Source organism: Pectobacterium versatile, assembly GCF_020166435.1.
Lineage (GTDB): Bacteria > Pseudomonadota > Gammaproteobacteria > Enterobacterales > Enterobacteriaceae > Pectobacterium > Pectobacterium versatile.
Genome location: NZ_JAINZP010000034.1, coordinates 1 through 26,034 on the forward strand (window position 1 = coordinate 1; position 26,034 = coordinate 26,034).

Below are 26,034 nucleotides of genomic sequence, written 5' to 3' on the forward strand. Positions count from 1 at the left end.
ACCGTCGCTCAGTGGCAGAAACGGCTATGTTTCGTATCAAAACCCTGCAGGGGGGTCATCTGAGCCTGCGGGACTATGACGCGCATTTGTGGATAGCGTCTGTCCCATGTGCCGTATACCTGCAACGCTGCCTCTTCCGTGAGGGCCTTCAGGTCACGAGTGACTGCTTTGTTGTCCTTCCAGGAGACGAACCGCAGACTGTTACGTACCATATGGACGATTCATAGCTGGATCCGCGCTTCCGGATACACTGTGTTAATGGCATCCGGGAAGCCTTTCAGCCCGTCAACACAGGCGATGAGGATATCGTTCAGCCCGCGATTTTTCAGCTCTGTCAGCACGCTGAGCCAGAACTTCGCGCCTTCGTTTTCGGCCAGCCACATACTCAGTAACTCTTTCTGACCTTCGATATTGATACCCAACGCCAGGAGTACGGATTTATTGATCACACGGTTATCCTGCAGAACTTTCAGGACGATACAGTCAAGATAAACAATAGGATAGACTGCATTGTAAGTATCCCGCTTTTCCGTTCCATATTTTTTGTCATACTTCAAGTTGCATGCGCGTTGGCTACGTTACTTAGCACACGCGCTCCATTGGGGCCGCTGCAAGCAGCGTTCAAACCAGCCAAAGGCAGGTTTGTCAGTCACCCGAACTACTTATCTGAGTAAGCCTTCGGTGAGAGACAGAATGTCTCTCACCGAAGACCAACCAACGGTTGGTCAAATTCATTCCAATGAATTGACCTTACTTGATGTATTACGAGGCACATATGCATCTCACCTTTGCATGCTAATGTGTTGCTTTGTTCAAAATGCTAGCGCTTTTCCCTGAAAATTTAATTACTTTCAGTATATTAAAGTGGTGTTTAGTGTTTCTTAATTGCATTTCACTTACACTTGAATTTTTGATGTACGCTATCCTGTGACGTAACGTGTATCCCTCCTAATATTTGATTCTTGTGTGCGATAATTGAGATGATTTTTTTTATGTATTTATCATGATGGTGCGGAGTGCTGGAATGGTAGTTCCCAATCCCATCCCAGGTATAGCCATGCCGCTGAATCGTCTTATGTAGTATCCATGTTCCGGAAAACACGTTAGCACAACTATTCTCGCGTAGTGTTTTCTCCGATATACCTATCGAGCTAAGTTCCTTAAAGTGAATGCTATTTATTTGCATAAGACCTACATCTATTGTGTTGTTTTTATTCTTTGTTATGGCATGCTGTCTATTTCCAGATTCCTGCCAAATAATTGCTTTAATTAATAATGGGTTGATTTTAAAGCACATCGCAGCCTCAGTAATGCAATCATTCGGCTGTGTTGTGGCCTTTGCCAGCGTTGAAAAAATAAATGGCAGGGTGAAAATAATATTTTTTTTAATCATGGTATATATCCCAGCCTTAAACTGGGAGGCGTTAGTCCGATTTATTTTGTGATATGATAATTAATCATCATCATCATATGAAAGGAGATAATCAGGCTGCAACATGCGCGCCATAAATGCATTTAAAAATATTAAAAGGCATAATTCCTTATCATCAAGAGGGGTGTTGGCATCATCTGTAATTGTTATTAATTCATCTGTGGGTGTGTGTAAGTTTTCTTTTAATGTATTGGGTGAGTATAACGCTAATTTTTCTAAGAATTCATTTCCACTATAATGAAGATGGTTTTCATGAACACATTTTAATATTTTTTCATGAAAATTAAAATCTTCATTTTTGGCAGGGTTAACATTATATATCGAATCATGATGAATATTTTTTTCAATACTTTTCATTTAATTTTATTCCTTATTGCTAATTATTCCACTGTCGTTTTCTTTCTGGCTTAATAAAGTTAACTGTGCAGCAATGCTAGTGAGTGTATCTGGTATAATGCTGTTTATTTTTTTGTTTAATGTGTGTGTTTCATTATCTGCGTAGTGAATCCATTCCCAGCAAAGTGATTCACTAGGAAACCTGATTGCCTCTGTTTCATTCTGTACTGTAATATGATTATCATCAGTGAATTGATAATGAGAAGTATCGACCCCATCGGGAAGTGGGATAATTTTTGGTATCACAATTTTGAGATCTTTTTGATGTCCGCATTTTTCTTGCAAGTGGTGAATAATTCGCTCAACAATAACAGGATCGTGTAACGAAGATTTTAATGCCGTAATCAAATTCTCGCGCATGGTAGCCATACGCGAATTCTGCTGCTTTTCATATTGCTCTAGCATCATGATTAACTGAGAAAAAAAGAGATGAAACCCCGTTGAAAAGCCCTCTTTTTCGCAATTTTCTCTTAACCTAACAGTGTGTAATTCATATTCTTCATGAATTTCACTGCAACGCTCGAGTGTTCTTTCCAGTGCATTGGCCATACGACGATATCTAGCCCTCTCGCTGGATTTAATCAATGTGAGTTTACTGAGGTTTTGCGGTAATTCATTTTTGGTAATCGTTCGCATAAGTGATTGCCATTCTTAACAAATTGATATGGTCTGGGTGCCTTGCTATCTGCGATGTTGGCAGTGCCATTTTTGCTGGAAAACAGAGAAAAAGACGTTGCCGCAGTGCTATCGGGAAATCAGTAAGCTGACTAAGAATAAAAGCCGCCCCCCAGGCATGAGTATCTATATGCTGTGTTACATTTTTCATGGCTACATGGTGCACAAGGGGAAGAGATATAAATGCTAGTAATCGGTGATCCATCAACAACGACGCCCCCTGGCTCAATAATTGGCTACGTAGCAAATATCCACCTACTAGGTGGGCAACCGTGGGCATTTGCTGCCAATTTGTGAATATAAGTGATGATGTTGGATCACATGGTGTCTTGTTTGCTGGTAGATCCTCAAGTTTGTACCGAGTAAGTAACCAGTAATTTATCAGCGTATCATCCCATATTTCATTTATCAGCAACTCTTCTGGCAAATGACTCTGATCGGTGTAATTCACTGGATAGTATAAAATGCCTATCATCTGTTCTATGTTAGGTTTCACGATCAAGCGGTTCCTTATCCAGTGACTCCTTCTCTGTTGGTATATCGCTATTCGTTTGGTCTATGGGAGGCCGCCGACTAGTTTTATAGAGCACGTACGTGGCTATTGCTGTTGCGCATACTGCAATAGCGGCCAGAAGCATTGTCCACAGGCTTGGTGTAGAAACAGGTACTTTTATCGGTGAGGCATATTGAATGAGTGGTGCGGAAAAAAGTACGACAGAGATATTTTCGTAGCGTATATCATTTATACTATTCTTAATCAATAATTTAATTTTTGCAATAAAAGTATTTTCGTCAATTTCTCCTTTGAAAGAAATTAAAATGCCAACATGTCCACTCGTTTTTTTATTCCCTATTTCATTAGTGAAAGAGGGATAACTTATATGTACTTTAGCATTAACTACTTGCGTGATGATTTTTAATGATTGCTCTAGTCTTTGTTCTTGTAGAGAAATAACGCGAGCCTGTTCTGCATTCGGTGAAGAAACTAAAGAACTGTCGGGGAATGCATTAGCTATTTGTACATCGGCAGACCAAGGCAATCGATATTGACTGATAATAGAAAGTGCCGCAGTGACTTCGGTACGGTCAACGGTAATTGTATAGCCCGATTTCAACGTGCCATCCTTTTGTGCGGCAATATTATGCTGTTGTAAAACAGCGAGAGCCTGATTAGCCTGTTCCTGAGTTAGATTATTGAGAACAGCATCTTCATGGCAAGCAGACAGCATCAATACTGTAAATAAAATGCCGATCGTATGAAATATTTTTTTTATCATCATTGTGATTTTTCTAGTGTTTCAATGGTACTGACCCCTTTACGTGCTAACGTACTGACAAGAGATACGTAGTTACTATACTCACCAATATAGCTTTGTAGCATTAATAATTTTTGTGGATCGCTAGTATATTCTGGCGATTGACTTAATATATTAATTACATTTTTGAATTGCATATCTGTTTCGCTAATTTTATTGAACGTGCTAGAAACCATATTGTTAAAATTTTGATCATGCACACGGACAGACAAATTATCTTCTGGTATAGAAATATCTGGGGTCAACTGAGTTAGTGACAATAATGCTTCATTTGGGTGGCTCATATTATATCCTAAATAGAAAAAGGTACAGAGTAATTCTGTACCAAAAAAGTTAACGGAAATTTTGAATAATATTAGCCCCAATATCTTTGTAGGCTTTTATTGTGCTGGTTTGTGCACTACGGAAAAGAGTATATTGCTGAAGCTTTGACTGATACTCGGCTAATACTGATGGATTGGATGGATCATTTTGCAGTTTAGCCTGTGCGTCATTTAGCTGAGTCATCATTGACTCAGCTCCTTTTTCAAAGGCTTGGGAAATGTCATCCAGGAAATAACCGTTGCTGGATTCTGGCGTCTCTCTGGTCATATTAGTCATAATTTATGTCTCTTTTTTTCACTGGAAAGTACCAGTGGCGAGGGTTTAAAAACAGGTAACCGTTAGATGAATCCACATAGGACTTATCCTGCAACCAATTTTCATCAAGATTGATTGAGAAATTGATAATGTTGCTACCCCACTGGTGGTTGAAATTTTGTATATATCGGCTTAAGGAGGTCAATACGCTATCACTGAGTGCATCACGTACTATCAGTGAATAACCGGTAACGGTATTTATTTTCCGATAAGAAATATGTAATCGATCGAGTCCTTTTTTAGCTTCTTTCAATAACTGATCTTTATTTTTAACGATAAGTGTTATGTCCGTAGCAAAGGGGATTTTTTGAAGGACAATAGATTTTAGATTTTCTTCTTCCTTTTTGGATAACGACAGATAAATAGCCAGAATAGGGTGCTGGGGAGAGCTGTAGTCAAGTTGCAGAACTGGGTATCCCGCTTGGTACAACTGTGCCACAACATCCTGTTTATGTTGGGTCAACCATATAGGAACTACATTCTGGTTTTCTTTAATTTTTATGAATAGAGCCTCTTGTGCCCATTCCATTTCCTGCAATTTTTGTGCAAGAACAAAAATAGTTTTATCGTCACGGCTTTTCACAATCTCCAACGGTGATGGTGAACCGGAAAGTACGTTGTTTAGTGTTAATACATGTCGATCGGACTCTACTTTTTTATACCAAACAATAGAAGCCGCAATTAACAATACAAAAAGAACGCATAGGCCAAAAATGATCGCTCGATTTTTCTTTATGTTAAAAATCCTAGCGAAATCATAATTATTTGAAACCTCTTCCTGTGTAGGGGGTTGGTTGTAGTTTAGTACATCCTCAGACCAACTTTCTTCACTGTGCTTGAAAGCAAAGCAGATGTGTTCATGCGTGAATATCTCATTTTCATTAACCAGTACACCGTCATTCCCAAAAACATCAAGGATCTCTATACGGTATCCAGTTTTTCCTTCATTTTCTAGTCGTTGTGACAGACGTAATATTATGTTTGGTGAGGGTACATTACAGGGAATGTACAGTGTATTTAATGTGTAGTGTATTGCGTGTTCTTGTACAGATGAAATTGCTGCTGTTTCATCCTGTAGTGCAGAACCTGGATTGACAATCAAAAAATAATCGGCAGCAGTAATATTCAGTTCGCAACCAAACATAGGGCCGAACAATAATTTTATTGTGAAATTATCTATTAGATCTCTTTGTGGTATGTCGTCAATTTTTTCTTTCATTTGGTTATTCATAAAAATGAACCATTTTACGATTTTTCGTTAAACTCAGACTTTTATTTATATTGAACAATTGAACATTAGACAACTGGTGTTGAGTCGGAATTAGTGAGCTTCGCTTTACCGTCTGGGATTATAGGTGGGATTATTTTTAATTCAACCTTCCTTTGTTGAGTTTTTTTTGATTTAAATTTGATTTTTTTTAAAAAAATAAAACATTCACGAAATTACTTAAGTTTTATTGACGATGGTTTGTTTTCTGATAGTTTAAACCCCGCTTAGATTATGCTTATTAGATAAAAAACAGATATCGAAATTTAGAGTTAAATCACACATTCATCTAGCATATTGCTTCTGATAGCTAGGTATAGGGTTTTAAACAAGATATGAGGTAAATGTTTTATGGTGAATACGATACAGGCACCATGCCATCATTTGGGAATTAAACAACCCAGTGAAAATAATTTAAGCTCTTTTTCTCGTGGTTTTTTACGGGATGAAATACTGGAATTCAATAATGTGTTATTGTTTGCTAGGCCGGTGAATAAATATTCAGTGCTATCTTTTATCATGTGCTCAACTAATAATGATGGTGAGTATCAGAACCACGCTTCTGCTTCAGCTGTGCTAGCAACTCAGGATAGCATGGTTTTAAGATTACAAGGTGAATGGATTGTTGAGATTTTTCCTATATCACAGATAACTACACTATTTTCTTTTTTAGATTATCAAGAAAAAACATGCAGCAGGGTTTCTGATAGTGATAATGACGCTACCAAAAACCCTGCCACAATGACGTCTAAACGCTGCTTTTTTTCATTAGTCGAGAATGAAAAAAATAATTTCTTTGATATGGTGATAAGTTATCGACTAAGACAGAACGAAAGCTCTATTGATGACATGTTTGCATTTGTACGCAACATAGAAAGCTATTGGATAGCTTCTTTTTTATTATCACAATTGATGAGTGATGACAAAAGTAGAGATACACATAAACTGTATAATGTTTGTAAAATTTACGGTGTGTCTGAGTCCTATTTTAGGAAGTTGTGTAATAACGCATTTTCTTGTGGGCCTAAAAAACAATTACGGCTATGGCGTGCAGCATATAGTGCTCTGCAGCTTATTGAGAAAGATAACTCTATTTCAATGATCGCTGGAGATAATGGATATGCCTCATCATCTCATTTCTCTAGTGAAATAAAATCATTGTTTGGTATTACACCGCGGGAATTTAAAAAGTTAAAAGGTTTTCTTCATGAGTAATAAATTTTTAAACAAAAAAAAATGTAATATACTGATCGCTATGATTGGAATGTTATTTTGTCACGGGGTTTCTTCGGAACTGATTGATAAGGGAAATTCACAGGTGTATCCGGTTGAAAGTTTTGATTCAACCCGTGAAGATGAGAATATTTATGTTGCCAATAATAACAGCGTTCAACAATTGTTTTATGTTTTAGGTGGAGCAATACATAAACCTATAATCGTCAGTACTGAAGCAGCTAAAAAACGGGTTTCTGGTAACTTTGACCTCAGCCGCCCGAAAGAGCTATTGAGTACATTAGCTTCGCGTACGGGGCTCATTTGGTACGATGACGGTAGCTCTATTTATGTCTATGATGCCAGTGAAATTCAGAGCAGTGTGATTAGATTGGCTTATGCCCCTTTTGATCGTCTGGTCGCTTATCTTAAGTCTTCTGGCCTTTATGATGAGCGTTTTCCGTTACGTTCTAATGGGCAGGCGGGGTCATTTTATGCTTCTGGGCCACCAGTCTATGTTGAATTGATCACGGCGGCTGCAAAGTATATTGATGCGACCTATGCCAGGCCAGGGACAGGAGAAAGTATAATTCGTGTCATCAAATTAAAGAACGCTTTTGTTAATGACCGCACCTATACGCAGCGTGATGCGCCGGTAACCGTCCCTGGGATCGCTACGGTGCTCAATCAGTTACTGAATAACTCTTATGGTAACGGAAGCAACCGCGCAGCGCCTGCGGGCGCCCGTATTACTGTTGATACTGATACTCAGCATGCATTGGAAGCGGTTTCCGCTAATCAGCGTGGTAATTTTCCTCCTTTACCGTCGTTTGGTACTACCAGCGCAGCTCCGCGTAGCGGCATTGGTGAACCTACGAACGAGAATAGTATCAATATCGTAGCGTACTCCGCCACCAATAGCTTATTAGTTCAAGGCTCAGAACGGCAGGTTAGTTTTGTTGAAGATTTGGTTAGCGCCATTGATATACCGAAGCAACAAATTCAGCTTTCATTGTGGATTATTGATATTTCTAAAGATGATATTAATGAATTAGGTGTTCGTTGGCAGGCCGCAGCAAAAATATCCAATGGCGGTGTTACTTTTAATACTAGTTCGTTAACACCAGAGAACAGTTTTAACTTTCTGGCAGACGTTTCTGCACTTGCTCGAAAAGGCAATGCACAGGTTGTTTCGCGACCGGAAATTTTGACTCAGGAAAATGTACCAGCGTTGTTTGATAATAACAGTAGTTTTTACGCCAAGTTGGTAGGAGAACGTACCTCCTCATTAGAAAAGATTACTTATGGCACTATGATTAGTGTGCTACCACGGTTATCCCCACGCCAGCAGGAAATTGAAATGATTCTCAATATTCAGGATGGTGGCCTACCGCTTAATATCGATGGTAAAACAGATAATGTGGATAGCATCCCCATGGTCAATAATACTCAAATTAGTACGGAGGCGCGTGTTCCCGTTGGTTATAGCCTGTTAGTCGGGGGCTATAGCCGAGATCAGGATGAACACCATAGCCTAGGCATTCCTGTGCTACGTGACATTCCTTTGTTGGGGAAATTATTTGATTATAGCTATGTGAGCCACAAGAAAATGGTGCGCTTATTTCTCATTCAACCGCGGTTAATGGTAAATGGGGAAACTTGGCAGGGGCGTGATGGTGGCGATAATTCGGTTTTAGGTCGTACTTTGGCGGGGAGTGAGGTCACGTTGAAATCAACGGTGTCGATGCTCCGTGAAAATATGAACAAACAATAAAGGCTGGGGCTGATAAATGTCTATTCGTTCTGTTGGGGCCGTAGAATTTCACCGCCTTAATTTTCAAAGTACGGGTAATCGTGTGCCTCATAATGCGCCTGATGAGGCCGTGGAACAGGTTCCATTGGCTAGCCTACATGAGGAAATAAGCAATGCGGCCCAGGAAATGGCAGATTTGCTCAGCGCATTTGGGCGTTTTAGTAAATCCGGCCGGAAGAATGATTCAGCTGATAATGATTTTGTATCCTCAATGCTTGAAGATAAGGCCGATGAAAAACTTGGCTCGCTTATCAAGCAGGTTGCTAAAACTCGGGATTTGAGTAATTTTCTTAATCTTGCTCGAGGGCTTTTCCCTAATGATAGCGATTTAATGCTGGCACTGCGTGAGTTGATGCTTAGCCGTAAACTATCGGAACTGCAAAAGAAAAAAATTAAAGAAGCGATTAAAGATTTAGAAAAATTCGGCGATAGGCAAAAAATGCAGTCAGGTATCAATGTTGGCCGTCTTGCCAGGCGTTTTAGTGAAGCTGAAGGGAATAAACAGCTTTCAGCGAAAGATTTACGCAGTAGCTATCTACGTTTTCTTGAGTTAGATCTGCCAGCAGGATTTATCTATCAAGATTGGATTGATGAATATGGTTGCCATAATCGTCAACGATTATTAGCTTTCACGCTATCCGCTTTGGTGGCGGATATGAAAGCGAATGAGCCTGGCATTCATTTTGATGAATTTGGTCCGTTAAGCGCCAAACTTTCTGATGCGCGTGTTCTCCATACGTTGGATCACTCCCTGAGTGAAAAGTTTTTTGAATTCCCATTCCGCGATCAAATGAGAAATCAACAGGAGATCGTTGGCGAAGAACAGATAGTGAAGCTTTATATGACGGGGTTAATTGAGTTTGATAATTTTAAATCAGTGTTGAAAACGTTTAGTCATGAATACATGTCATTGCTCTTAATGAAGCAACGTGCGACGGTTATTCAAACGTTACGAAATATTTATAATAGTACACCTAGCTCTCTCTATGCAGATCCAGCATATCGGGATATTGTGCTGGATTTTATCTCTGCATTAATGACTTCTTTGAGTGAAAAAGAGAAAAATACGGGAATATGGAATGAGTTTTACAAGTAAATACCCATTTTTTTGATAATCTTTTTTTCTAATTGATGTGTTGGTAAAAATGCTACTAAATTTCGCTTCACAAATTCGGTCAAGACCAGAGTTAATTATTCTGGTGATGATGATTATGGTCGTGGTAATGCTGATTATTCCATTACCGACCTATTTGGTTGATTTTTTAATTGGTCTTAATTTGACCATGTCTTTGCTCATTTTCTTAGGGTCCTTCTATATTAACAGGATCTTAGATTATTCTACATTTCCCTCTATCTTATTGATTAGTACAATATTCCGGTTGGCAATATCTATTAGTACCAGTCGGTTGGTTTTGGCAGACGCAGATGCTGGTGAGATTATTACCAGCTTTGGCGAGTTTGTCATTGCGGACAACTTGATCGTCGGTTTTGTTATTTTCTTCATTGTGACTGTTGTGCAATTTATTGTCATCACTAAAGGCTCTGAGCGTATCGCTGAAGTGGCTGCGCGTTTTTCTCTTGATGCGATGCCTGGCAAACAGATGAGCATTGATGCTGACCTTAAAGCCGGTGTGATTGACGAAAATGAGGTAAAACGGCGTCGTTCTGACTTAGAAGCTGAAAGCCAACTCTACGGTGCGCTTGATGGTGCAATGAAGTTTATCAAGGGAGATGCGATTGCCAGTATTATTATCATTTTTGTTAACCTGATTGGTGGCATTTCTGTTGGTGTCATACAGCATGGTATGGACATGTCTCAAGCGTTATCGCTCTATACGCTGCTGACGATTGGTGATGCATTGGTTGCTCAGATTCCTGCGCTACTCATTTCTATCAGCGGTGGATTGATCGTAACTAGGGTAAACAACAATGAGAACAATAACCTAGGGGCGAAGATCATACAGGATATGTTCTCTAACAAATTTATTCTGGTTATTACTGCGATTTTAGCGTTTGCCCTCGGTCTGTTACCAGGATTCCCTCTGCCAGTTTTTACTTTACTCGCGCTTATTTTGTTGGGGGTATTTGTAAAACATCGGTTAGATGAAAAGAAAGGGAACAATCTGAATACGGCTAATTTACAAACGGAAGAAAAAAGCAGGACGCAGAGTAAACCCGTTATGATTGATGGTGAATATATACCAGAAACAATACCGCTGATTATCACTGCATGGAAAGGTTACGAAAAATATTTTCAGGAGCATAACTTTTCTTCTCTACTTAAACGTAATTTTTTTATCGAATATGGCGTACGCCTGCCAGATGTTCTGATGAATTATGAGGAAAACGCTGAGCGCGGAAAATTAAGTGTCGCGATTAATGAAATTACTGTTTCTGTATATGACGTTTTTCCAGGGATGAGTAAAATATTATTGCGTGGTGATGAACTAATGATGCTTGATAATAGTGTCAAGATGATAGAAGTTTCTCAAGGATATGCTTATTGGATCCCAGATTCACGCAGTGAAAAAGTTCGTCAATTGGGCTACTATACCCGCAATGCAATCGATGAGTTTTACGCCTGTGTTTCTACGCTGCTGGTACATAATATTTCTGAGTTTTTTGGCATTCAAGAGGCGAAGACGTTATTAGATGATCTAGAGTCAAAGTATCCTGAGTTGCTGAAAGAGTGCTATCGAAATAATACTGTTCAACGCATCACTGAGGTTTTTCAACGTCTGCTACAGGAGCGTATTTCTATCAGAAATATGCGGTTAATTCTTGAAGCATTGGTTCAGTGGGCGCCTAAGGAAAAAGATCCTATCATGCTTGCTGAGCATGTGAGAGGTGTATTATCTCGCTATATTTCGAACCGTTTTTCCGTCAATGGCCGCATCAGAACTTTGGTCATGTCCCATGATATGGAGAGTACGGTGCGTGGGGGGATACGCCAGACATCCGGCGGGACATTTATTAATTTATCCCCCCCAGAGACGGAAAATATTGTTAATAGTCTTGAAGAATGCATAAAGAATAATGGTGTTAATGCCAGGGATATTATTTTGATGGTTTCTCTTGATATCCGCCGATTTGTAAAGAAAATAATTGAGGGGAGTCATCCCGAAATGGAAGTGGTTTCTTTCGGTGAAATATCCTCTGGTGTGGATGTTGATGTCATTGGTTCTCTTGAAAACTAAATAGAGGTAGTTAAATGAAACATGATGTTGTAGCATTGATCACAGATATGTTAAATGAATCCGGCGTTACCGATGTTCTAAATGAGGACTTAAGTAATCACTCGACTATCTCTCTCAATATGAGAAACGATATTCCTACTATTCATATTAAGAGTGAAGAAGACAGCGTTTGGATATGGGCGAAGCTTTGTGACTACAATATTTCCTCATTATCTTATTGTAGTGCGAATATCTTCCCTGTGATGTTTAATTATCATGAAGAAATTTTCTATACTGGTCAGCCTTGTCTATATCCTATCGATGGAAATTTAGAGCTACGTGCACAGGTGAAAGAGCAATCTTTGACGGATTCTTATGCCTTTATGAAAATGTTAGATCACTATCTGACGATTATGCAGGATTATCGTGCTGCACTGGCGTAATAACTGAGGTTTAGCAACATGGTCGCGCAATGTCTTGTTCATCTTGCTCATCCGTTACGTATTCAGGGAAATATTATTGAAGCACATCTTCCTAGTACGCGAATTGGCGAGATATGCGAAATCCAAAAATCCATACTTGAACCAGAGGTATTGGGCTTTGCTCAGGTGATTGGCTTTAATAAGGAGCATACCTTGTTGAGTTTGCTCACCGATAATCAAGGTTTTTCTCGTAGCAATATGTTGCTACCAACCGGAAAGCCATTCCGTGTCGAGCTCCATGAAAATATGGCTGGTGCGATCGTTGACGCGACAGGAAACATTCGCGGGCGCCTGGATGAGAGTCCGGTCATGCCAATCATCGGTGGTAAGAATCTTGAAGCCTGTGGGATGCCGCGTGATTTTACTCAAAGACGACCGATAGACGCCCCTTTAGCGACTGGGATTAGAGCTATTGACGGCCTACTCACCTGTGGTCGCGGACAACGTATTGGTATTTTTGCTTCTGCTGGATGTGGCAAAACTTCCTTGATGAGTATGCTTATTGAGCACTCTGAAGCTGATATCTACGTCATCGGGTTGATTGGTGAGCGTGGCCGTGAGGTGACAGAATTTGTTGAAACGCTCAGCCGTTCTTCTAGGCGGTCACAAATCATTTTGGTATATGCCACTTCTGACCGTTCCTGTGTCGAGCGTTGTAATGCTGCACAAGTTGCTTCTACTATCGCCGAGTTTTTTAGCGAGCAAGGCAAAAATGTACTGCTGTTTATTGATTCGATCACCCGTTATGCTCGCGCTCTGCGAGATGTTGCACTAAGTATGGGAGAGCTGCCAGCACGGCGTGGCTATCCGGCTTCTGTTTTTGAGGCATTGCCAAAATTGCTGGAGCGTCCGGGGCGCTTTCTGACCGGTTCAATCACCGCTTTTTATACGGTTCTGATAGAAAATGAAGAAGAGCCGGATGTTATTGGTGATGAAGTGCGTTCTATTCTGGATGGTCATATTTATCTGAGTCAAAAATTGGCGGCAAAAGGCCATTACCCTGCTATCGATGTATTGCAAAGTATTAGCCGCGTGTTCCAGCAGGTGACCGATGGTGAACATCAGAAGTTGGCGATGCGGTTTCGTGAGCTTCTGGTGCGCCAACGAGATATGCAGCTTTATATTGATCTCGGTGAGTATCGTCGTGGCGAAAATAAAGACAACGATATAGCCTTTGATAAGAAGAGTGAAATGGAAGTGTTCCTAAAACAATGCTTGACAGAGAAAACAGCAATACAGGCCTGTATGGAGAAATTGTATGAATGCGTGGCATAGAGGGCGTGGATTCGTACAGATGCTGGAGCATAAGCAGGAAATCTTACACGGTAATATTGCTACAGCTGAAAATCGCCTTTCACAAATAAAATCACTTATTGCTCAGCATCGACAAGAAAGTATGTCGATTGATCAGCAAATGAAAAAACTTACACCTTCCGGCTTGATAAGTCGGGATGATATTTATGCAGGAATTCGGCGTCAAGGTGCTTTATTAAATCAGCAACAATTTATTGTTCAAAAAATAAAGCAGCTTGAGGGCGAGCAGGATCTTGAAGAGAAAAAACTTCAACAACATCGTGCGGCAATGACAGTGTTGGATAAAAGGCATTACAAGCTTTCTTTCTATTTACAGCGAATCCGTCGTGAGTATTTACGCCGTGGTGAAAATAATATCGAAAATGAAATTCAGGAGATAGCTGGCTATGGTAGAAAGGCTTTTTGAAACACCGATAGTTAAAAATGAAGGTAATATCTATACGGATACGCCTTTAGATAAAGACTCTTTTGTAGAGCAGGTCTATAAAAAGAAAGAAGAAAAAAAAGATGATGACATCATAGAGATTGCTGCCAGCGTAGCGCGCTATATCCAACTACCGGATAGTAAAAATCAGGTTTACGGAGGAGGCTATTTTTCCGCAGAGGACAATGTGGGGAAATTTCCCCATGCTGCAAAAAAATCGCCAACTGCGGCAGTATTGTTAGCTATCAGTGGTGAACAGCGTCGCACGTCGATTCTGGCTGCAGTGAAAATTAATGGGTCCGAACTGCCTGGCGAGCGCTCTTCAAGAAAAGAGCAGGCTGTGGCCGTTAATGATAAGCCCAATTCGGGTAACAGCAGCAGTATCGAAATCAGTAAAAATAATACAGTTAATGCCAATGTGCCGTTGATGCAGAGTGTGTTATCCGCTCAACAAATTTTGAATGGCAAACAAAAATCAGCACTTGAGTCTACCACGGCTAATGCGGCTATAACGAACGCACACTCATCTTTTTTTGCGGAATTACAGATGCAGGCACAACGTACAGAAATTACAAAGGGCCATGAGAATCAGCGTTCTCCGATGAACGCCATGTTGGAGAAAACGATAAAACATTCTGCTGTCTCTGTAGATAATAAGCCTGATGCAGCAAGCCGTTCATTCGATATCGATTATCCGTTCCAGCGTTGGGCTGGCGATCATTCAGTCAAGATCTCTATCCCGACTGAGGCAAGGCGCGATGCGAATATTACGTTGTTACCTTCAGATACTCGTGCCGCTGATGCTCTATCTAGGCAAATGGTGCATTTGTCAGGCCATACGGCAGAGTTACTGAAACCTGAGCAAGATAGCGAGGAACGTGAACGCCGTCAGCAGCAGCAAAATGCTCAGGATGAGGAACAAGAATGAGTTTACGCAGCCATTTACGCGTGAAAAGCCTTAGCCAAACGGTGTTGGAACAGCATTGCAGTCGCTTTGCAGATGGCCAAATTATCACGGTGCAGCCAGGTTGTCGTTATCTGTATGTGTTACTGCACAATGAACAGGGTGTGGAAGCAGAAGCTTTTTTTGATGTTGATCTCTGGCTGCTGGAGATGAATGCGCATCTGCCGGGGATCCCTTGGGTACAAGTGCCGATTGACTATTTGGTTCGCTGGTTGGACACCATGCGACTTGCATTTATGCTAGAGGAAACCGTCTGGTATGCACAACATTTGGCTTTACCCACTTATCCGTTGCCGGAGAAACTACTTTCCCTGCCTGCGCAGCCCTGCCGGCTATTGTGTCTTACTTGGCCGAGTGGGTATGCAGAAGGTGATATGGGGTCGTTATGGCTGGAAAACCTCCCCTTTACATTACAATACGTTTTAGGCCATAGCCGGTTACCACTCTCTGTGCTGGTTGATGTTGCCGCCGGAGATTTATTACTGATTAAGAATTACTCCCCGATTTTGACTATCGGAGAGCGCAGGTTATTTCGTTTTAGTTACCAGAGCCAGGAGGTTATTGTGGAAGAAAAATTAAATGAATTTCAGGAGGATTATTGTGGCGAAGAAGAAGTGTTGTTTGATTGGTCAAATATCCCAGTGAATATTGAATTTGTTCTTGATAGCCATAGTGTAATATTGGCAGATTTAGAAAATATCACGGTCGGTAGTTCACTGCCACTCAATGATAAGGCTGAGAAAAAAATAAAAATTTATTTAAATAGGAAATATTTTGCCCATGGAGAATTAGTTGCATTGGAAAACGGTACGCTAGCGGTTGAAATTCATCAGCTTGGTACTCTTTCAGGTAGTAACATGAGTTATTCAGATGCTTAATAATGATATTTCTTTAATCGCACTCTTATCTTTTTTCTCACTATTACCCTTTATTATTGCAGGGGGAACCTGTTTCATTAAATTTTCTATTGTATTAGTTATGGTACGTAATGCTCTTGGCATTCAACAAGTACCCTCTACGTTAACCTTGAATGGTATAGCACTTATCTTAACTGCTTTTGTTATGATGCCGATTTGTCAACGAATTTCTAGTTATATAGAAACTAATAATATTGATTTCAATGATAGTCGCTCAGTTACGCAGCTAGTAGATCAAGGATTAGGCAGCTATCGAGAATATTTGGTGCGTTATTCCGATCACGATCTGATTCGTTTCTTCAACAAAGTACAGCAACAGAATGAAGCTGTACCTGAACCAGAGGTTGACGATCATGAACTAAGTGCTTTGCCACTAATGACACTGATGCCTGCCTATGCGTTAAGTGAAATTCAAAGTGCTTTTAAAATTGCTTTTTACCTCTATGTTCCTTTTGTCGTTATAGACATGGTGGTGTCCAGTATTTTATTGGCACTGGGAATGATGATGATGAGTCCGGTAACAATATCTATTCCCATAAAACTGATTCTCTTTGTTGCAATGAATGGCTGGAGCCTGTTAACCAAGGGATTGATTTCACAATATACTGATTTGATGATGTCATGAATAATATTTTATTTATCGGAAATTCTGCGCTGCTCGTTGTATTAAAACTTACGGCAGTACCTATCGCTTTTGCTACGATAGTTGGTGTTATCGTCGGACTTTTTCAGACTGTAATGCAAATACAGGAACAAACTCTGCCATTTGGTCTAAAGATGTTGGCGGTATTTGCCAGTTTCTTTATGTTAATTGAGTGGTTTTCTGCTGAAATGATTAATTTCACGACTGATGCTTTTTATATGGCGTTTCGATGAAACGATAAAATTATGCTGTTTGCTGCATTTTACCTTAATTTCCAGCACGACGTGCTCATTTTTGTTATGGCCTACGCACGATTAGCGATAGTTTTTTATATGTTGCCCGTATTAGGGGAACGTGTACTATCAAATCTAATCGTTAAGAACGCGATAATTTCTCTTACCATTATTGGCTTATGGCCCTGCTTTGAGCAACTTGTTTCACCAGAACAAGGTTGGTTAATTATTTTGGTGAAAGAGTGTATTGTTGGCTTAATATTAGCCATGTCCTTATGTCTACCTTTTTGGATTGTGATTAGTTTGGGGGAAATTCTTGATAACCAGCGTGGGGCAACGATCAGCGACAGTATTGATCCAGTTAATGGTGTACAAAGTTCGGTATTGTCTGGCTTTCTGAACTTTGCATTCGGCGCGATTTTTTTTGCTCAGAATGGCATGCGTTTGTTGATGGAAGTGATGGCACAAAGTTATCTCACTTTTCCGCGCGGCAGTGAACTTGAAGGGTTTAACTGGATGGAAGCGGGGAATTTGCTGATGATTCTGGTACAGAGCAGTATGATGCTGGCTGCGCCGGTACTGATTGTATTGATGATCGCAGAAGTTTTACTTGGAATTTTCGCGCGTTATTGCCCTCAGCTCAATTCATTTTCGTTATCACTAACCATTAAAAGTTTCATCGCTTTTATTATTTTTTTTCTCTACGGTTTTCAGGCGTTATCAGAAAAACCTTTGAGGATGTTTTCTGTGACGATGTTTCAGAATTTTCTATCCTGACGGAGGGAGAGCGACGATTATGGCTGAAAAAACAGAAAAACCAACGGATAAACGACGTAAAGATTCTGCAAAAAAAGGGCAAACATTTAAAAGTAAGGATATTACTACCACGATGATCCTGATTGTGGGGGTTTACTTCCTGTCTTATGCTATTAACTTTGATAGTTTTTTCTCTCTTTATCATATAGCGTTGTTGCATAACGCTGATATGAATATAAGCGATTTTATGATGGAGATTTCATTCGTTTTTTTGAAGATTACGCTGCCCTTTATTGCTGTTTGTGTGCTGGTAGGTGCTGGGATTACTTTATTACAGACACGCTTTTCAATTGCTTCAAAAGCGATAAAAATGAATTTTAAAGCGTTAAATCCTGTTGCAGGTGTGAAGAAAATTTTTAGTATGCAAACAGTTAAAGAGTTCGTTAAGTCCATCTGCTATCTTATAGTATTTATCTGTACCTGTTACAGCTTGGTACATAACGATCTCAAACAAATATTAAATATTTATAATGGTAATATTGTTCAACTTATTAGCGTTTGGAGTGCTCTGACGGTCAAAGCCGTGTTAGTTTTTATTGCCTGGGCTTTGTGCGTTTTGGTCGCGGACTTTATTGCTGAGTATTTTATTCATTTTCGTGATATTAAAATGGATAAACATGAGGTTAAACAAGAGCGTAAAGAGAATGATGGTAATCCAGAAATTAAAAGCGCCAGACGCCGAATTCATCAGGAAATCCTTTCAGGGGAAGAGATGGCGGCTATCAGGAACTCTGAAGTCGTGCTTGCGAACCCTACCCATATTGCAATTGCTATTTATTTCAACCCAGAAGTGGCCATGCTCCCATTTATTGCTCTTCGTAGCACGAATATGAAAGCGAGAGCTGCTATTACCTATGCGGAAAAAATAGGTGTGCCAGTTATTCGTCATATTTTACTGACGCGCCGAATTTACCACGCTTATCCCCAGTACTGCTTTATCTCGATGAATGATGATGTCTTAATGGACGTTATGGATATACTCATTTGGTTGCGACAAGTCGAAGCCGCTGGGATTGAACGGCCGGCCGATACTGTAGAAGAAGATACTAATATGCTGGAATCGGTTGATCCACCTTCAGAAACAAAAAATCCTTAATTGTGCGTTTTTTTTGTATTAAGCCGTGATACTGAATAGTAAGATGGTTTTATGGTTTTTGCTGTCCATGTTCGGGCCGATTCGGGAAATTAAATCAATGGTGTAAGAGGTTAGAATGGTTAATGAAAATATGGCGGATATGCCCGATAATGAAGATGAAATTTATGAATACTCAATTGGTATCATTGAATCTATTCAGCATGGTGCGACATTAAAAGATGTTCATGGCGTTTCTCATGAAACAATGAGTGATGTTTATAAACTGGCGTATGATTTTTACCACCACGGAAAATTAAACGACGCCGAATCGCTTTTTCGTTTTTTGTGTATTTATGATTTTTATAACCCAGAGTATACGATGGGATTGGCTGCCGTCTATCAGTTGAAAAAAAATTATTCCAAAGCGATTGATTTCTATGCTTTGTCTTATTCATTGTCAGAGAGTGACTACCGACCGATGTTTTATGCCGGTCAGTGTAATTTGATGATGCGCCGTGCAGTACAAGCTAGGAAGTGTTTTGAAATTGTTATTGATAAATGCAGTGATCCCGTACTGAATGAAAAATCTCAGAATTACCTATTAGCATTAAATGAAATTAATAATGACGATGAGGTAGATGATTCTGGAAAAAAAATAATAAGTGAGGATTGGAAATGAATATGCAGGTTGATGGTTTTGGAACTCTCGATTACATCAGGGGAGGGATGGAGGCTAGCCAAGAAGAATTAAAAAGACAGAACGATCTGACGAAACGCTTCGGGAACTCGGCATTAAAAAATCATCCTCAATTAGGTCAAGTTAAAAGCGTTATTCAGGTACTACAACCTGAGCAGTTAATGAAGGTGCTGCACAATACGAATCAGGCAATGAGCGGTAACGGCGAGAGAGCCGATCTTGCCCAGCAGGATATTCCCCAATTGGCGTTACCGCGGGGAAGTGAGGAGGCCAATACGGGTGCAGACAAACGCCTCAGCACCTCTGCCGAAATGAGTGCACTTTTAGGAAAAATAGCCCAGCTTACTAACGATAGCTCAATTGAAAAATTGAATGCGCAGGTGCAGGGCTATAACGCTATGATGGCGGGCACGGAAAAAGCCTATTCTGAACTGGCCGCGCAGCTCGAAACTCAGGGAATGCAGTGGGCCGACGATGCTGATTCTCTAAAAACGGCGCAAAATCAAGCGAATAAGCTGGAACAGAATATCAGTAATGCACAATCTTCACTAAATAAAGCACAGGGTACGTTAAGTGGTCTGGAGCGTCAGGCTGCAGAGCAGGATCCTGTTCCTCCTGCGTTGGAACAACAAATTGAGGAAGCCAGAAAAGCGGTGGCGGCAGCTCAAGCTAATTTGGCCAATGCAAAGTCTGAACATGACAATTTCGTAACAGGCCCACTTGCGGTCGCAATTAAAGCGGAAAATGCCTCTCGGTCGGAACTCAATACGACACAAGCTAAATCTAAAGAAATGGTGGCCTCTCTTTCCCCACAGCAGCATTCAGCCATTGAAGCTCAACGTAAAGAGCGCGATGAGAATACGAAAAGCCTCACATTTTTAATGGCTCTGATATCACAGCTGCTCAACCAGAGTGCGAATGAGGATCTGAGCGCCTCGGCTGAACTTAAACAGAAACTCTCTGAGGCCGCCGCCAAAGATGCGGAAAAAAAGGCGAAAGAATACGATGAACAGGTTCGCAAAGCCGAAGAACTGCAAAAAACCATGGGTTGCATTGCTAAAGTCTTGGGGTGGGCGATCACCGTAGTGGGGGTTGTTGGGGCAGCCTTTACGGGAGGGGCCTCTCTGGCAATCGCGGCTGTAGGGCTAGCGTTAGCAATTGGTGACGAAATATGCCAGGCCGTTAATGATGGCTATTCTTTCATGCAGGCTGCACTGCAGCCTTTGATGGAGCATGTGATAAAGCCGCTGATGGAATTTATGGCCAAAATGTATGCTCAGGTTCTTGAATCATTTGGTCTTGATAAAAATACATCTGAGCTTGTAGGCCAAATTCTGGGGGCGATTAGTGCGGCAGTGATATTGATTGCTGCGATGATGGTCGCTGGCAGCGCTGCAAGTAAACTTGGCGAAGTTGTCATGAAAAAGCTCGGTGGTGACGTTGCGAAAAAAGCTGTTCAATCCACAATGCAAAAAATGATGGATAACGTGGTCGGCCAGACGATTAAAAAAATGAGCGGAGGGCTTGGTCGTGGAATGGGTATGGATCCGGCTAAAATGGCGCAGATGGCTGTACGCATGAAAATGGCAACAACCGTCGCCTCATTTGCCAATACCACGATGCAAGCGACAGGAAATATTATTACTGCGGATATGATGGTTAAGGCGGCAAAAATAAGAGCGAATATGATAAACAATATTGCTCTACAGAGTATGCTAAATGAAATGATGGATCGCGCAGTTAATGACTATAGTCGGCGATTGGAAAGTGTTAATGAAATTATTAGAAATATTTCTACTGTTGCTGATAATCAAATGCAGGCGGGAAAATTTATCGCCAGAAAAATGAGCGCTGTAGCTGGGTGATTGTATCTTTCATTTCTTTTTTATAAAAATAGGAGATTATTTATTATGGCGATTGACATTAATTCTAGTGCATCGACGCAGCACTTGTATCAACCTCAGATTGATAAATCTTTGAATGCAGAAAATACGATTTCTCCTCGGAAAGTGGAGAGGGCAAAAGATGCCACTTCGCTGGTGATACAGTCTGGTATTCAGAATTTATATAACCGAAGTTTAATGCCAGATAATATAGAGGCTAAACCAACTCTATCTGTTCCTTCAAAGCAGGGAGGGGGGATTAGTGCTGAACGGGTGGGGGAATTGGTTAAATTATCTGAAAACCTGTCGAAAGAGCCGGGTGTCAATAAGCCTTATTGTGTTGCTGCTTCGGCCCCAAGCTTAATCGCTTCACAAATTAATATCACCCAGGCAAATAATAAAATAAGTGAAGCCGATAAATTGACGACGGAATCATCGACGGTGAATGCTACCTCCTCGAGTGGGCATGCTCGTGCAATGCCATCTGTTGCTGGGGGGGCGGATATTACGGCGGCAGATGCTGCTAAAAAGGTCATTCCTCAGTTAATGGGCGACCTGAGTATGCTAGAAGCTAACATTGCTATTGTTAGCATGTTGGTTAAACAGGCTGCTTTACGTAATCAAGAGTCAGCGCAATTTGGACAATTTGCGGTGAATTCAGCAATGCGCTCAGGCGAGCGGACTGTTGGCGCCGCGCAGCAGAATTTCACAGGTGCCATTTCTTCTAGTGCTATGGGGATTACTGGGCAGGGAGCAACAACATTTACCTCAGTAAAAGCGTTGAAAGCTGACTCTGCATCAATCAAGACGAATGTGCAGAAGGCCTCTACTATAGAACGACACGCTAACGATAACAGAAGTGCGGTCACCACCAGTTCGGATTCTATGGTGAGCGGTGGGACACAGCCGGATGCGGTAGTGACGTCAGGTATGACGCATTCACGTGCGGCACAGCTTCAGGAAGCGGCTATTCTGCGTGATAAACATGCTCAAATAACTAATGCTGGGCATAGGACGCGCTCTGTTGCAGAATATGGCAACCAGGTGGTTCAATCTGGCCAGAAGGTGACTGAAAACGCCTTCAATGTTTCTGCATCCAGAGAGACTAAAGAAGCTGAATTGGCGCGTGCCGATCAATCCGTCAATAATGAAGTTTCAAACGCGCAGCAGCAAACAGCCAAGAAAACTGCTGAAACGGAGACTACAATGCGCCAGATGTATGAAAATATCTTGCGTAGTAAGAATGAGACCACAGCGGCCATGGCTGGACGTTAATAGCATTAATATTGTGACTAGGAAGGCGGGGATATTATCTCCGCCTTTCTGTGCTGCTATTTTTAATAAAGCGATTTGTCGATTTTTTAAATATTTATTATAGGGATCTATTATGACTTCTGCTATCTCCTCAGGAGAAGTACGCGGGGCAATTTATATTCATCATAATGTGAGTGAAAATAATGTTGACCCTCATGTCGGCTCAGTAATCAATGGGGCCTTATTAAAAGCACTTTTATGCCAACTAACTACCTCAGAGAATAAGCCTAGCCCTAGCCCTAGCCCTAGCCCTAGCCCTAGCCCTAGCCCTATGCTTGAGGCGAAGGGAAAATTAGATAAGATTGAAAAGTTGCTAATGGAACATGATTTTGATATCGGTAAATCAGGTTTTGAACATAGCAAGATGGGGAGTGCATTGCGGAGAATGGATGTCGCATTTAGTCATGCACAACGCTTTGGCGATAATAGTAAAGATTTCAAGAATCAAACACTATGCCTTGAAAAGGAATGTGCTCGCGCAGTTGAAGATATTCACTATGAAATGAGTAATAATAGATTAGTTGCTAAATATACGGGCAGTCAGTTATCTGTTGCTCTATTAAATATGGCTAAAACTGCGGAAGATGACATTGGGGATAGCAATGAAAATGGCAAGCGTAGTGGAGAATTTACCACAGGCACTAGCTATGCGGAATTATGGTCGGCAATTGCTAATGCGATTCAAACGATAAAAGAAGATTATGTTGATTTCTATGCTGAATTAATGAAGCAATATACTGATATGTACGAGGCATATAATAACCATGTGCAAAAGGCCTCCTCAGAGGCGATATCTGCAGGTAAAGACGGGAATACCGTCTTATTTGATTTGGATAAAACTAATGCGGGATATAAGGACTTTGACGATTATATAAAGGCTCATTCTCCTACGGGCAGTGTAAAAAATTGGGATCAAATGGATGAGAAAGAAAAAGATTATATGAAAACCACGCTTGCGCCTGCTTACCATGTCAATGATAAAGGCGATATTACATTTAATCTCGATTCGTATAACAATACAGTAAAAGATTCCAGCCCGTCAGCAAAAGACAAACCTGACCGTGGAACGTTTGAAGCCTCTACCTCTAGCTATCAAGCTTGGCTAGCGACATTTAATTCGGCAGGTAGTGCATTGCAAAGTAATATGCAATCATTCGCCCAGCGTTATAGCCAAGCGAATAGTGCTTTTGATAATTTAAATAAAGTGTTAAGTGGCGCAATTAGTTCGTTAGGCGAAAGTGCGAAAGATGTTTTAAAATCCTTATCGTGATTAATTTATAAGATTTATTATGGAGGTAGAATATGTATGTGTTCAATGGAACCGTGAGTGAGAGCTATAGACATGAGCGTGATCCGGCGCTTTGTTATGATGCTTTTGGTCGTCTGCAACGTGAGATAGATAAGAGCCCACCTACCCCAGACGATCATCTTTACGGCATTCAAAAGCCTCGTTTTCCTTCGAAACCTAATTTTCAATATCCCCCTTCTTCTGCTATAGCCAATATTAAAACCGTTAGCACTGCGGTAGGGGAGGGTAACCTACGCCGTGAACCATATTTCAAATTCGAAAACGGTAGGTTTCATCTAGTGAATGATGCTGTCAATACTCATCGTAACATACCGAGCAATAACGCTAGCGATAATGTTAGTAATAGTACTAGAAATAATGCTGGCAATAACAACGGATTAGATAAAAGTGATGCACCTAAAGGGGCTGACAGCTCCCCTTTATCTTTTTTAGCGCGCTTATTATGCTGTAAAGCGGATAATTAAGGAGTTTCTGATGCCTAGCATTGCCAGTTCCCCTGTAATTAATCACACCAATAACTCAGCGTTTTTGCAAAATAAAAGCATCACAGGAGATGCTGTTTCTTACTCAGAAAAGGGTAACGTTACCGCTCTCAGTAACATGGTTAGCGTCAATAACGAACCTTTGTCAGATTTTAAAAAAAAACCAGATGATACTAAATTAGCCAATGATTTATTCAATACAATGGCACGCTATGCTCTTTCTGATAAATTCCATGCAGCGGTTAATAATGGAGCATTATCCAGAGAATACCGTGAAATTGGGGGCTTGGTCGGAATTTGCATGGCGTATTCTTCTGAAGAGAATAAAGAAGAATTTAATCATATTATTGATAGGTTGGTTAAAGCGAGTAATATTAAAAGCAAAAGTAAAAGAAATGCGGAAGAGAAGGCAATCTCAAAATTATTGCACCCGTTACTCGTTAAACACAGTAAAATTGCACTTCCTGAATTTAAACAATCATATATTAATAATTGTAAGGATGCTTGGAAAACACATAATCCTGAATATGATGAAAAAAATATCACTGATAAAGCCATTTTCAATGAGCAAAAGAGCCGCTGTGATCATGTGGCTGACTATTATGTAGATTATTTCACCAAACTTGAATCTACATCCCCAGATCTTTTTTGCGATATGAGATTAAAGACTACATCGTTCAAAGACGCCTGTATAACTATCGCTAAGACATTACGATCTCACAAATCCGAAAACGCTGACTCACCGCCACCCGTGCCTGACCTTAGGACACCACCACAGAGCGACGCCCCTGCAAAAGCACCAGATGTCGTTCTTCAGGGAAAAGACAATGGCGGTGTGAATGTTAAGGTATATGGTAGCAAAGCAACAGCAACAAATCATGGTTATCCAAACCCAGGAAACGGGCGTGTCAACAATGGGGATCCACTCAGTGGGTTTGCCGATAGCGTGCTGAAGTCTCGGTTGAGTAATGAGCAGAAAGTTGGTCTTTTGCACCATTTTCTGGATGTTTACGAGGACAGAATTCAGGGGGGGGGGCTGAATAGAGTGATCCCTAACTTGGAAAGTGTCGGATCGTACGTACCGCATAATAGCCCAGAAACTGAAGTGCCACATCAACAACACAATGGTGTTGGTGGGTCTGGTATGAAACCGCCTGAGAAACATACTGCCCCTGATTTAGGTTATGAATCAGTCGACGAATTAGAGATAGATAGAGATGCCACACCTCCAGTCTCGCGTCGTAATAGCCAGCAGCCAGTGACTACAGCTGCACTGAAACAGCCTGTGGCCGATAGCGCCTCAGCGCATGCTTCAACAGATGGCACATCAGAAATGCCAGTGACGCCGCCAGTCTCGCGTCGTAATAGTCAGCAACCAGTGGCTACAGAGGCCAGGTCACAATCGTTTGTCTCTACAGACGATGTATCAGGTGATGAATCAGACGGTACGATGACGCCGCCAGTCTCACGTCGTAATAGTCAGCAGCCAGTGGCTACAGCTGCACTGAAACAGCCTGTGGGCGATAGCGCCTCAGCGCATGCTTCAACAGATGGC

At 40.9% G+C, this 26,034-nt stretch carries 27 protein-coding genes and 1 pseudogene; 19 read left to right on the plus strand and 9 right to left on the minus strand.

Annotated features, from left to right (window positions below; translation table 11 throughout):
* Positions 1-83: 83 nt before the first annotated feature.
* From K7X24_RS20895 to K7X24_RS20935, 9 genes and pseudogenes are all read right to left on the minus strand, one after another.
* Positions 84-512 (minus strand): annotated as a pseudogene (locus tag K7X24_RS20895) (transposase); the annotation flags it as partial.
* Between the two features lie 380 nt (positions 513-892).
* A complete protein-coding gene (locus K7X24_RS20900) occupies positions 893-1,393 on the minus strand; it encodes a lytic transglycosylase domain-containing protein (RefSeq protein ID WP_224558171.1) in 501 nt (166 codons plus the stop codon).
* Positions 1,394-1,453: 60 nt separating this feature from the next.
* Positions 1,454-1,789, minus strand: coding sequence for a hypothetical protein (locus tag K7X24_RS20905; RefSeq protein WP_224558172.1), 336 nt, complete (start codon positions 1,787-1,789; stop codon positions 1,454-1,456).
* A gap of 6 nt (positions 1,790-1,795) precedes the next feature.
* Positions 1,796-2,464 carry a type III secretion protein gene (locus tag K7X24_RS20910; protein WP_224558173.1) on the minus strand — a complete coding sequence of 223 codons (669 nt, stop codon included), beginning with the start codon at positions 2,462-2,464 and terminating at the stop codon, positions 1,796-1,798.
* Positions 2,442-2,999 carry a type III secretion system protein gene (locus tag K7X24_RS20915; RefSeq protein ID WP_224558174.1) on the minus strand — a complete coding sequence of 186 codons (558 nt, stop codon included), beginning with the start codon at positions 2,997-2,999 and terminating at the stop codon, positions 2,442-2,444. The genes K7X24_RS20910 and K7X24_RS20915 overlap by 23 nt, the downstream gene beginning before the upstream one ends.
* A complete protein-coding gene (sctJ, locus tag K7X24_RS20920; RefSeq protein WP_224558196.1) occupies positions 2,989-3,780 on the minus strand; it encodes a type III secretion system inner membrane ring lipoprotein SctJ in 792 nt (263 codons plus the stop codon). Before sctJ ends, K7X24_RS20915 begins: the two co-directional genes overlap by 11 nt.
* Complete coding sequence (gene sctI / locus K7X24_RS20925) at positions 3,780-4,103, minus strand: type III secretion system inner rod subunit SctI (protein WP_224558175.1); 324 nt, start codon at positions 4,101-4,103, stop codon at positions 3,780-3,782. The genes sctJ and sctI overlap by 1 nt, the downstream gene beginning before the upstream one ends.
* Before the next feature lie 49 nt (positions 4,104-4,152).
* Entirely contained in the window at positions 4,153-4,419 is a 267-nt protein-coding gene (sctF, locus tag K7X24_RS20930; RefSeq protein WP_224558176.1) for a type III secretion system needle filament subunit SctF, read from the minus strand.
* Positions 4,412-5,677: a PrgH/EprH family type III secretion apparatus protein gene (locus tag K7X24_RS20935; protein WP_224558177.1), complete on the minus strand. Its 1,266-nt coding sequence runs from the start codon at positions 5,675-5,677 to the stop codon at positions 4,412-4,414. The genes sctF and K7X24_RS20935 overlap by 8 nt, the downstream gene beginning before the upstream one ends.
* Before the next feature lie 399 nt (positions 5,678-6,076).
* Here K7X24_RS20935 and K7X24_RS20940 point away from each other — a divergent pair, with 399 nt between their 5' ends.
* The 19 genes from K7X24_RS20940 to K7X24_RS21030 form a co-directional block, all read left to right on the plus strand.
* Positions 6,077-6,940, plus strand: a complete 864-nt coding sequence (locus K7X24_RS20940) for a helix-turn-helix domain-containing protein (RefSeq protein WP_224558178.1) — start codon at positions 6,077-6,079, stop codon at positions 6,938-6,940.
* Complete coding sequence (sctC, locus tag K7X24_RS20945; RefSeq protein ID WP_224558179.1) at positions 6,933-8,711, plus strand: type III secretion system outer membrane ring subunit SctC; 1,779 nt, start codon at positions 6,933-6,935, stop codon at positions 8,709-8,711. Before K7X24_RS20940 ends, sctC begins: the two co-directional genes overlap by 8 nt.
* Before the next feature lie 16 nt (positions 8,712-8,727).
* Positions 8,728-9,846 (plus strand): HrpJ domain-containing protein, encoded by a 1,119-nt coding sequence (locus tag K7X24_RS20950; RefSeq protein ID WP_224558180.1) that lies wholly within the window; start codon positions 8,728-8,730, stop codon positions 9,844-9,846.
* A 49-nt stretch (positions 9,847-9,895) separates the two neighbouring features.
* Positions 9,896-11,947 carry an EscV/YscV/HrcV family type III secretion system export apparatus protein gene (locus K7X24_RS20955; RefSeq protein ID WP_224558181.1) on the plus strand — a complete coding sequence of 684 codons (2,052 nt, stop codon included), beginning with the start codon at positions 9,896-9,898 and terminating at the stop codon, positions 11,945-11,947.
* A gap of 14 nt (positions 11,948-11,961) precedes the next feature.
* Positions 11,962-12,369 carry a hypothetical protein gene (locus K7X24_RS20960; RefSeq protein ID WP_224558182.1) on the plus strand — a complete coding sequence of 136 codons (408 nt, stop codon included), beginning with the start codon at positions 11,962-11,964 and terminating at the stop codon, positions 12,367-12,369.
* Between the two features lie 18 nt (positions 12,370-12,387).
* The gene (sctN, locus tag K7X24_RS20965) at positions 12,388-13,683 is read left to right on the plus strand and encodes a type III secretion system ATPase SctN (protein ID WP_224558183.1); all 1,296 of its coding nucleotides are present in this window, start codon (positions 12,388-12,390) and stop codon (positions 13,681-13,683) included.
* Positions 13,667-14,128, plus strand: coding sequence for a type III secretion system protein (locus tag K7X24_RS20970; protein WP_224558184.1), 462 nt, complete (start codon positions 13,667-13,669; stop codon positions 14,126-14,128). Before sctN ends, K7X24_RS20970 begins: the two co-directional genes overlap by 17 nt.
* A complete protein-coding gene (locus K7X24_RS20975) occupies positions 14,109-15,074 on the plus strand; it encodes a hypothetical protein (protein WP_224558185.1) in 966 nt (321 codons plus the stop codon). The genes K7X24_RS20970 and K7X24_RS20975 overlap by 20 nt, the downstream gene beginning before the upstream one ends.
* On the plus strand, positions 15,071-15,988 hold the full coding sequence (locus K7X24_RS20980; protein WP_224558186.1) for a FliM/FliN family flagellar motor switch protein: 918 nt from the start codon (positions 15,071-15,073) through the stop codon (positions 15,986-15,988). The genes K7X24_RS20975 and K7X24_RS20980 overlap by 4 nt, the downstream gene beginning before the upstream one ends.
* Positions 15,981-16,652 (plus strand): EscR/YscR/HrcR family type III secretion system export apparatus protein, encoded by a 672-nt coding sequence (locus K7X24_RS20985; protein WP_224558187.1) that lies wholly within the window; start codon positions 15,981-15,983, stop codon positions 16,650-16,652. Before K7X24_RS20980 ends, K7X24_RS20985 begins: the two co-directional genes overlap by 8 nt.
* Positions 16,649-16,903: a type III secretion system export apparatus subunit SctS gene (gene sctS / locus K7X24_RS20990; RefSeq protein ID WP_224558188.1), complete on the plus strand. Its 255-nt coding sequence runs from the start codon at positions 16,649-16,651 to the stop codon at positions 16,901-16,903. Before K7X24_RS20985 ends, sctS begins: the two co-directional genes overlap by 4 nt.
* Positions 16,904-16,915: 12 nt before the next feature.
* The gene (gene sctT / locus K7X24_RS20995) at positions 16,916-17,680 is read left to right on the plus strand and encodes a type III secretion system export apparatus subunit SctT (protein ID WP_224558189.1); all 765 of its coding nucleotides are present in this window, start codon (positions 16,916-16,918) and stop codon (positions 17,678-17,680) included.
* 19 nt (positions 17,681-17,699) lie between these two features.
* Positions 17,700-18,815, plus strand: coding sequence for an EscU/YscU/HrcU family type III secretion system export apparatus switch protein (locus K7X24_RS21000; protein WP_224558190.1), 1,116 nt, complete (start codon positions 17,700-17,702; stop codon positions 18,813-18,815).
* Positions 18,816-18,930: 115 nt separating this feature from the next.
* Entirely contained in the window at positions 18,931-19,473 is a 543-nt protein-coding gene (gene sicA / locus K7X24_RS21005) for a type III secretion system translocator chaperone SicA (protein ID WP_318012714.1), read from the plus strand.
* The gene (sctE, locus tag K7X24_RS21010) at positions 19,470-21,356 is read left to right on the plus strand and encodes a type III secretion system translocon subunit SctE (protein ID WP_224558191.1); all 1,887 of its coding nucleotides are present in this window, start codon (positions 19,470-19,472) and stop codon (positions 21,354-21,356) included. Before sicA ends, sctE begins: the two co-directional genes overlap by 4 nt.
* 45 nt (positions 21,357-21,401) lie before the next feature.
* Positions 21,402-22,649 carry a hypothetical protein gene (locus K7X24_RS21015; RefSeq protein WP_224558192.1) on the plus strand — a complete coding sequence of 416 codons (1,248 nt, stop codon included), beginning with the start codon at positions 21,402-21,404 and terminating at the stop codon, positions 22,647-22,649.
* Between the two features lie 112 nt (positions 22,650-22,761).
* Entirely contained in the window at positions 22,762-23,958 is a 1,197-nt protein-coding gene (locus tag K7X24_RS21020) for an IpaD/SipD/SspD family type III secretion system needle tip protein (protein WP_224558193.1), read from the plus strand.
* A 32-nt stretch (positions 23,959-23,990) separates the two neighbouring features.
* Complete coding sequence (locus K7X24_RS21025) at positions 23,991-24,461, plus strand: hypothetical protein (RefSeq protein WP_224558194.1); 471 nt, start codon at positions 23,991-23,993, stop codon at positions 24,459-24,461.
* A 10-nt stretch (positions 24,462-24,471) separates the two neighbouring features.
* Positions 24,472-26,034 (plus strand): hypothetical protein (locus K7X24_RS21030; RefSeq protein WP_224558195.1); only part of this gene is annotated, 1,563 nt, incomplete at its 3' end.

What these genes read in the sequence shown, in the direction of transcription:
- K7X24_RS20900 (WP_224558171.1), bottom strand. Translation starts at nt 1,393, where the DNA reads ATGATTAAAAAAAATATTATTTTCACCCTGCCATTTATTTTTTCAACG.
- K7X24_RS20980 (WP_224558186.1), top strand. Translation starts at nt 15,071, where the DNA reads ATGAGTTTACGCAGCCATTTACGCGTGAAAAGCCTTAGCCAAACGGTG.
- sctE (WP_224558191.1), top strand. Translation starts at nt 19,470, where the DNA reads ATGAATATGCAGGTTGATGGTTTTGGAACTCTCGATTACATCAGGGGA.
- K7X24_RS21015 (WP_224558192.1), top strand. Translation starts at nt 21,402, where the DNA reads ATGGCGATTGACATTAATTCTAGTGCATCGACGCAGCACTTGTATCAA.
- K7X24_RS20955 (WP_224558181.1), top strand. Translation starts at nt 9,896, where the DNA reads ATGCTACTAAATTTCGCTTCACAAATTCGGTCAAGACCAGAGTTAATT.
- K7X24_RS20905 (WP_224558172.1), bottom strand. Translation starts at nt 1,789, where the DNA reads ATGAAAAGTATTGAAAAAAATATTCATCATGATTCGATATATAATGTT.
- K7X24_RS20950 (WP_224558180.1), top strand. Translation starts at nt 8,728, where the DNA reads ATGTCTATTCGTTCTGTTGGGGCCGTAGAATTTCACCGCCTTAATTTT.
- sctC (WP_224558179.1), top strand. Translation starts at nt 6,933, where the DNA reads ATGAGTAATAAATTTTTAAACAAAAAAAAATGTAATATACTGATCGCT.
- K7X24_RS20975 (WP_224558185.1), top strand. Translation starts at nt 14,109, where the DNA reads ATGGTAGAAAGGCTTTTTGAAACACCGATAGTTAAAAATGAAGGTAAT.
- K7X24_RS20985 (WP_224558187.1), top strand. Translation starts at nt 15,981, where the DNA reads ATGCTTAATAATGATATTTCTTTAATCGCACTCTTATCTTTTTTCTCA.
- sicA (WP_318012714.1), top strand. Translation starts at nt 18,931, where the DNA reads ATGGTTAATGAAAATATGGCGGATATGCCCGATAATGAAGATGAAATT.
- K7X24_RS20910 (WP_224558173.1), bottom strand. Translation starts at nt 2,464, where the DNA reads ATGCGAACGATTACCAAAAATGAATTACCGCAAAACCTCAGTAAACTC.
- K7X24_RS21020 (WP_224558193.1), top strand. Translation starts at nt 22,762, where the DNA reads ATGACTTCTGCTATCTCCTCAGGAGAAGTACGCGGGGCAATTTATATT.
- K7X24_RS21000 (WP_224558190.1), top strand. Translation starts at nt 17,700, where the DNA reads ATGGCTGAAAAAACAGAAAAACCAACGGATAAACGACGTAAAGATTCT.
- sctI (WP_224558175.1), bottom strand. Translation starts at nt 4,103, where the DNA reads ATGAGCCACCCAAATGAAGCATTATTGTCACTAACTCAGTTGACCCCA.
- K7X24_RS21025 (WP_224558194.1), top strand. Translation starts at nt 23,991, where the DNA reads ATGTATGTGTTCAATGGAACCGTGAGTGAGAGCTATAGACATGAGCGT.
- sctF (WP_224558176.1), bottom strand. Translation starts at nt 4,419, where the DNA reads ATGACTAATATGACCAGAGAGACGCCAGAATCCAGCAACGGTTATTTC.
- K7X24_RS20935 (WP_224558177.1), bottom strand. Translation starts at nt 5,677, where the DNA reads ATGAAAGAAAAAATTGACGACATACCACAAAGAGATCTAATAGATAAT.
- sctT (WP_224558189.1), top strand. Translation starts at nt 16,916, where the DNA reads ATGCTGTTTGCTGCATTTTACCTTAATTTCCAGCACGACGTGCTCATT.
- sctS (WP_224558188.1), top strand. Translation starts at nt 16,649, where the DNA reads ATGAATAATATTTTATTTATCGGAAATTCTGCGCTGCTCGTTGTATTA.
- K7X24_RS20970 (WP_224558184.1), top strand. Translation starts at nt 13,667, where the DNA reads ATGAATGCGTGGCATAGAGGGCGTGGATTCGTACAGATGCTGGAGCAT.
- K7X24_RS20940 (WP_224558178.1), top strand. Translation starts at nt 6,077, where the DNA reads ATGGTGAATACGATACAGGCACCATGCCATCATTTGGGAATTAAACAA.
- sctJ (WP_224558196.1), bottom strand. Translation starts at nt 3,780, where the DNA reads ATGATAAAAAAAATATTTCATACGATCGGCATTTTATTTACAGTATTG.
- sctN (WP_224558183.1), top strand. Translation starts at nt 12,388, where the DNA reads ATGGTCGCGCAATGTCTTGTTCATCTTGCTCATCCGTTACGTATTCAG.
- K7X24_RS20960 (WP_224558182.1), top strand. Translation starts at nt 11,962, where the DNA reads ATGAAACATGATGTTGTAGCATTGATCACAGATATGTTAAATGAATCC.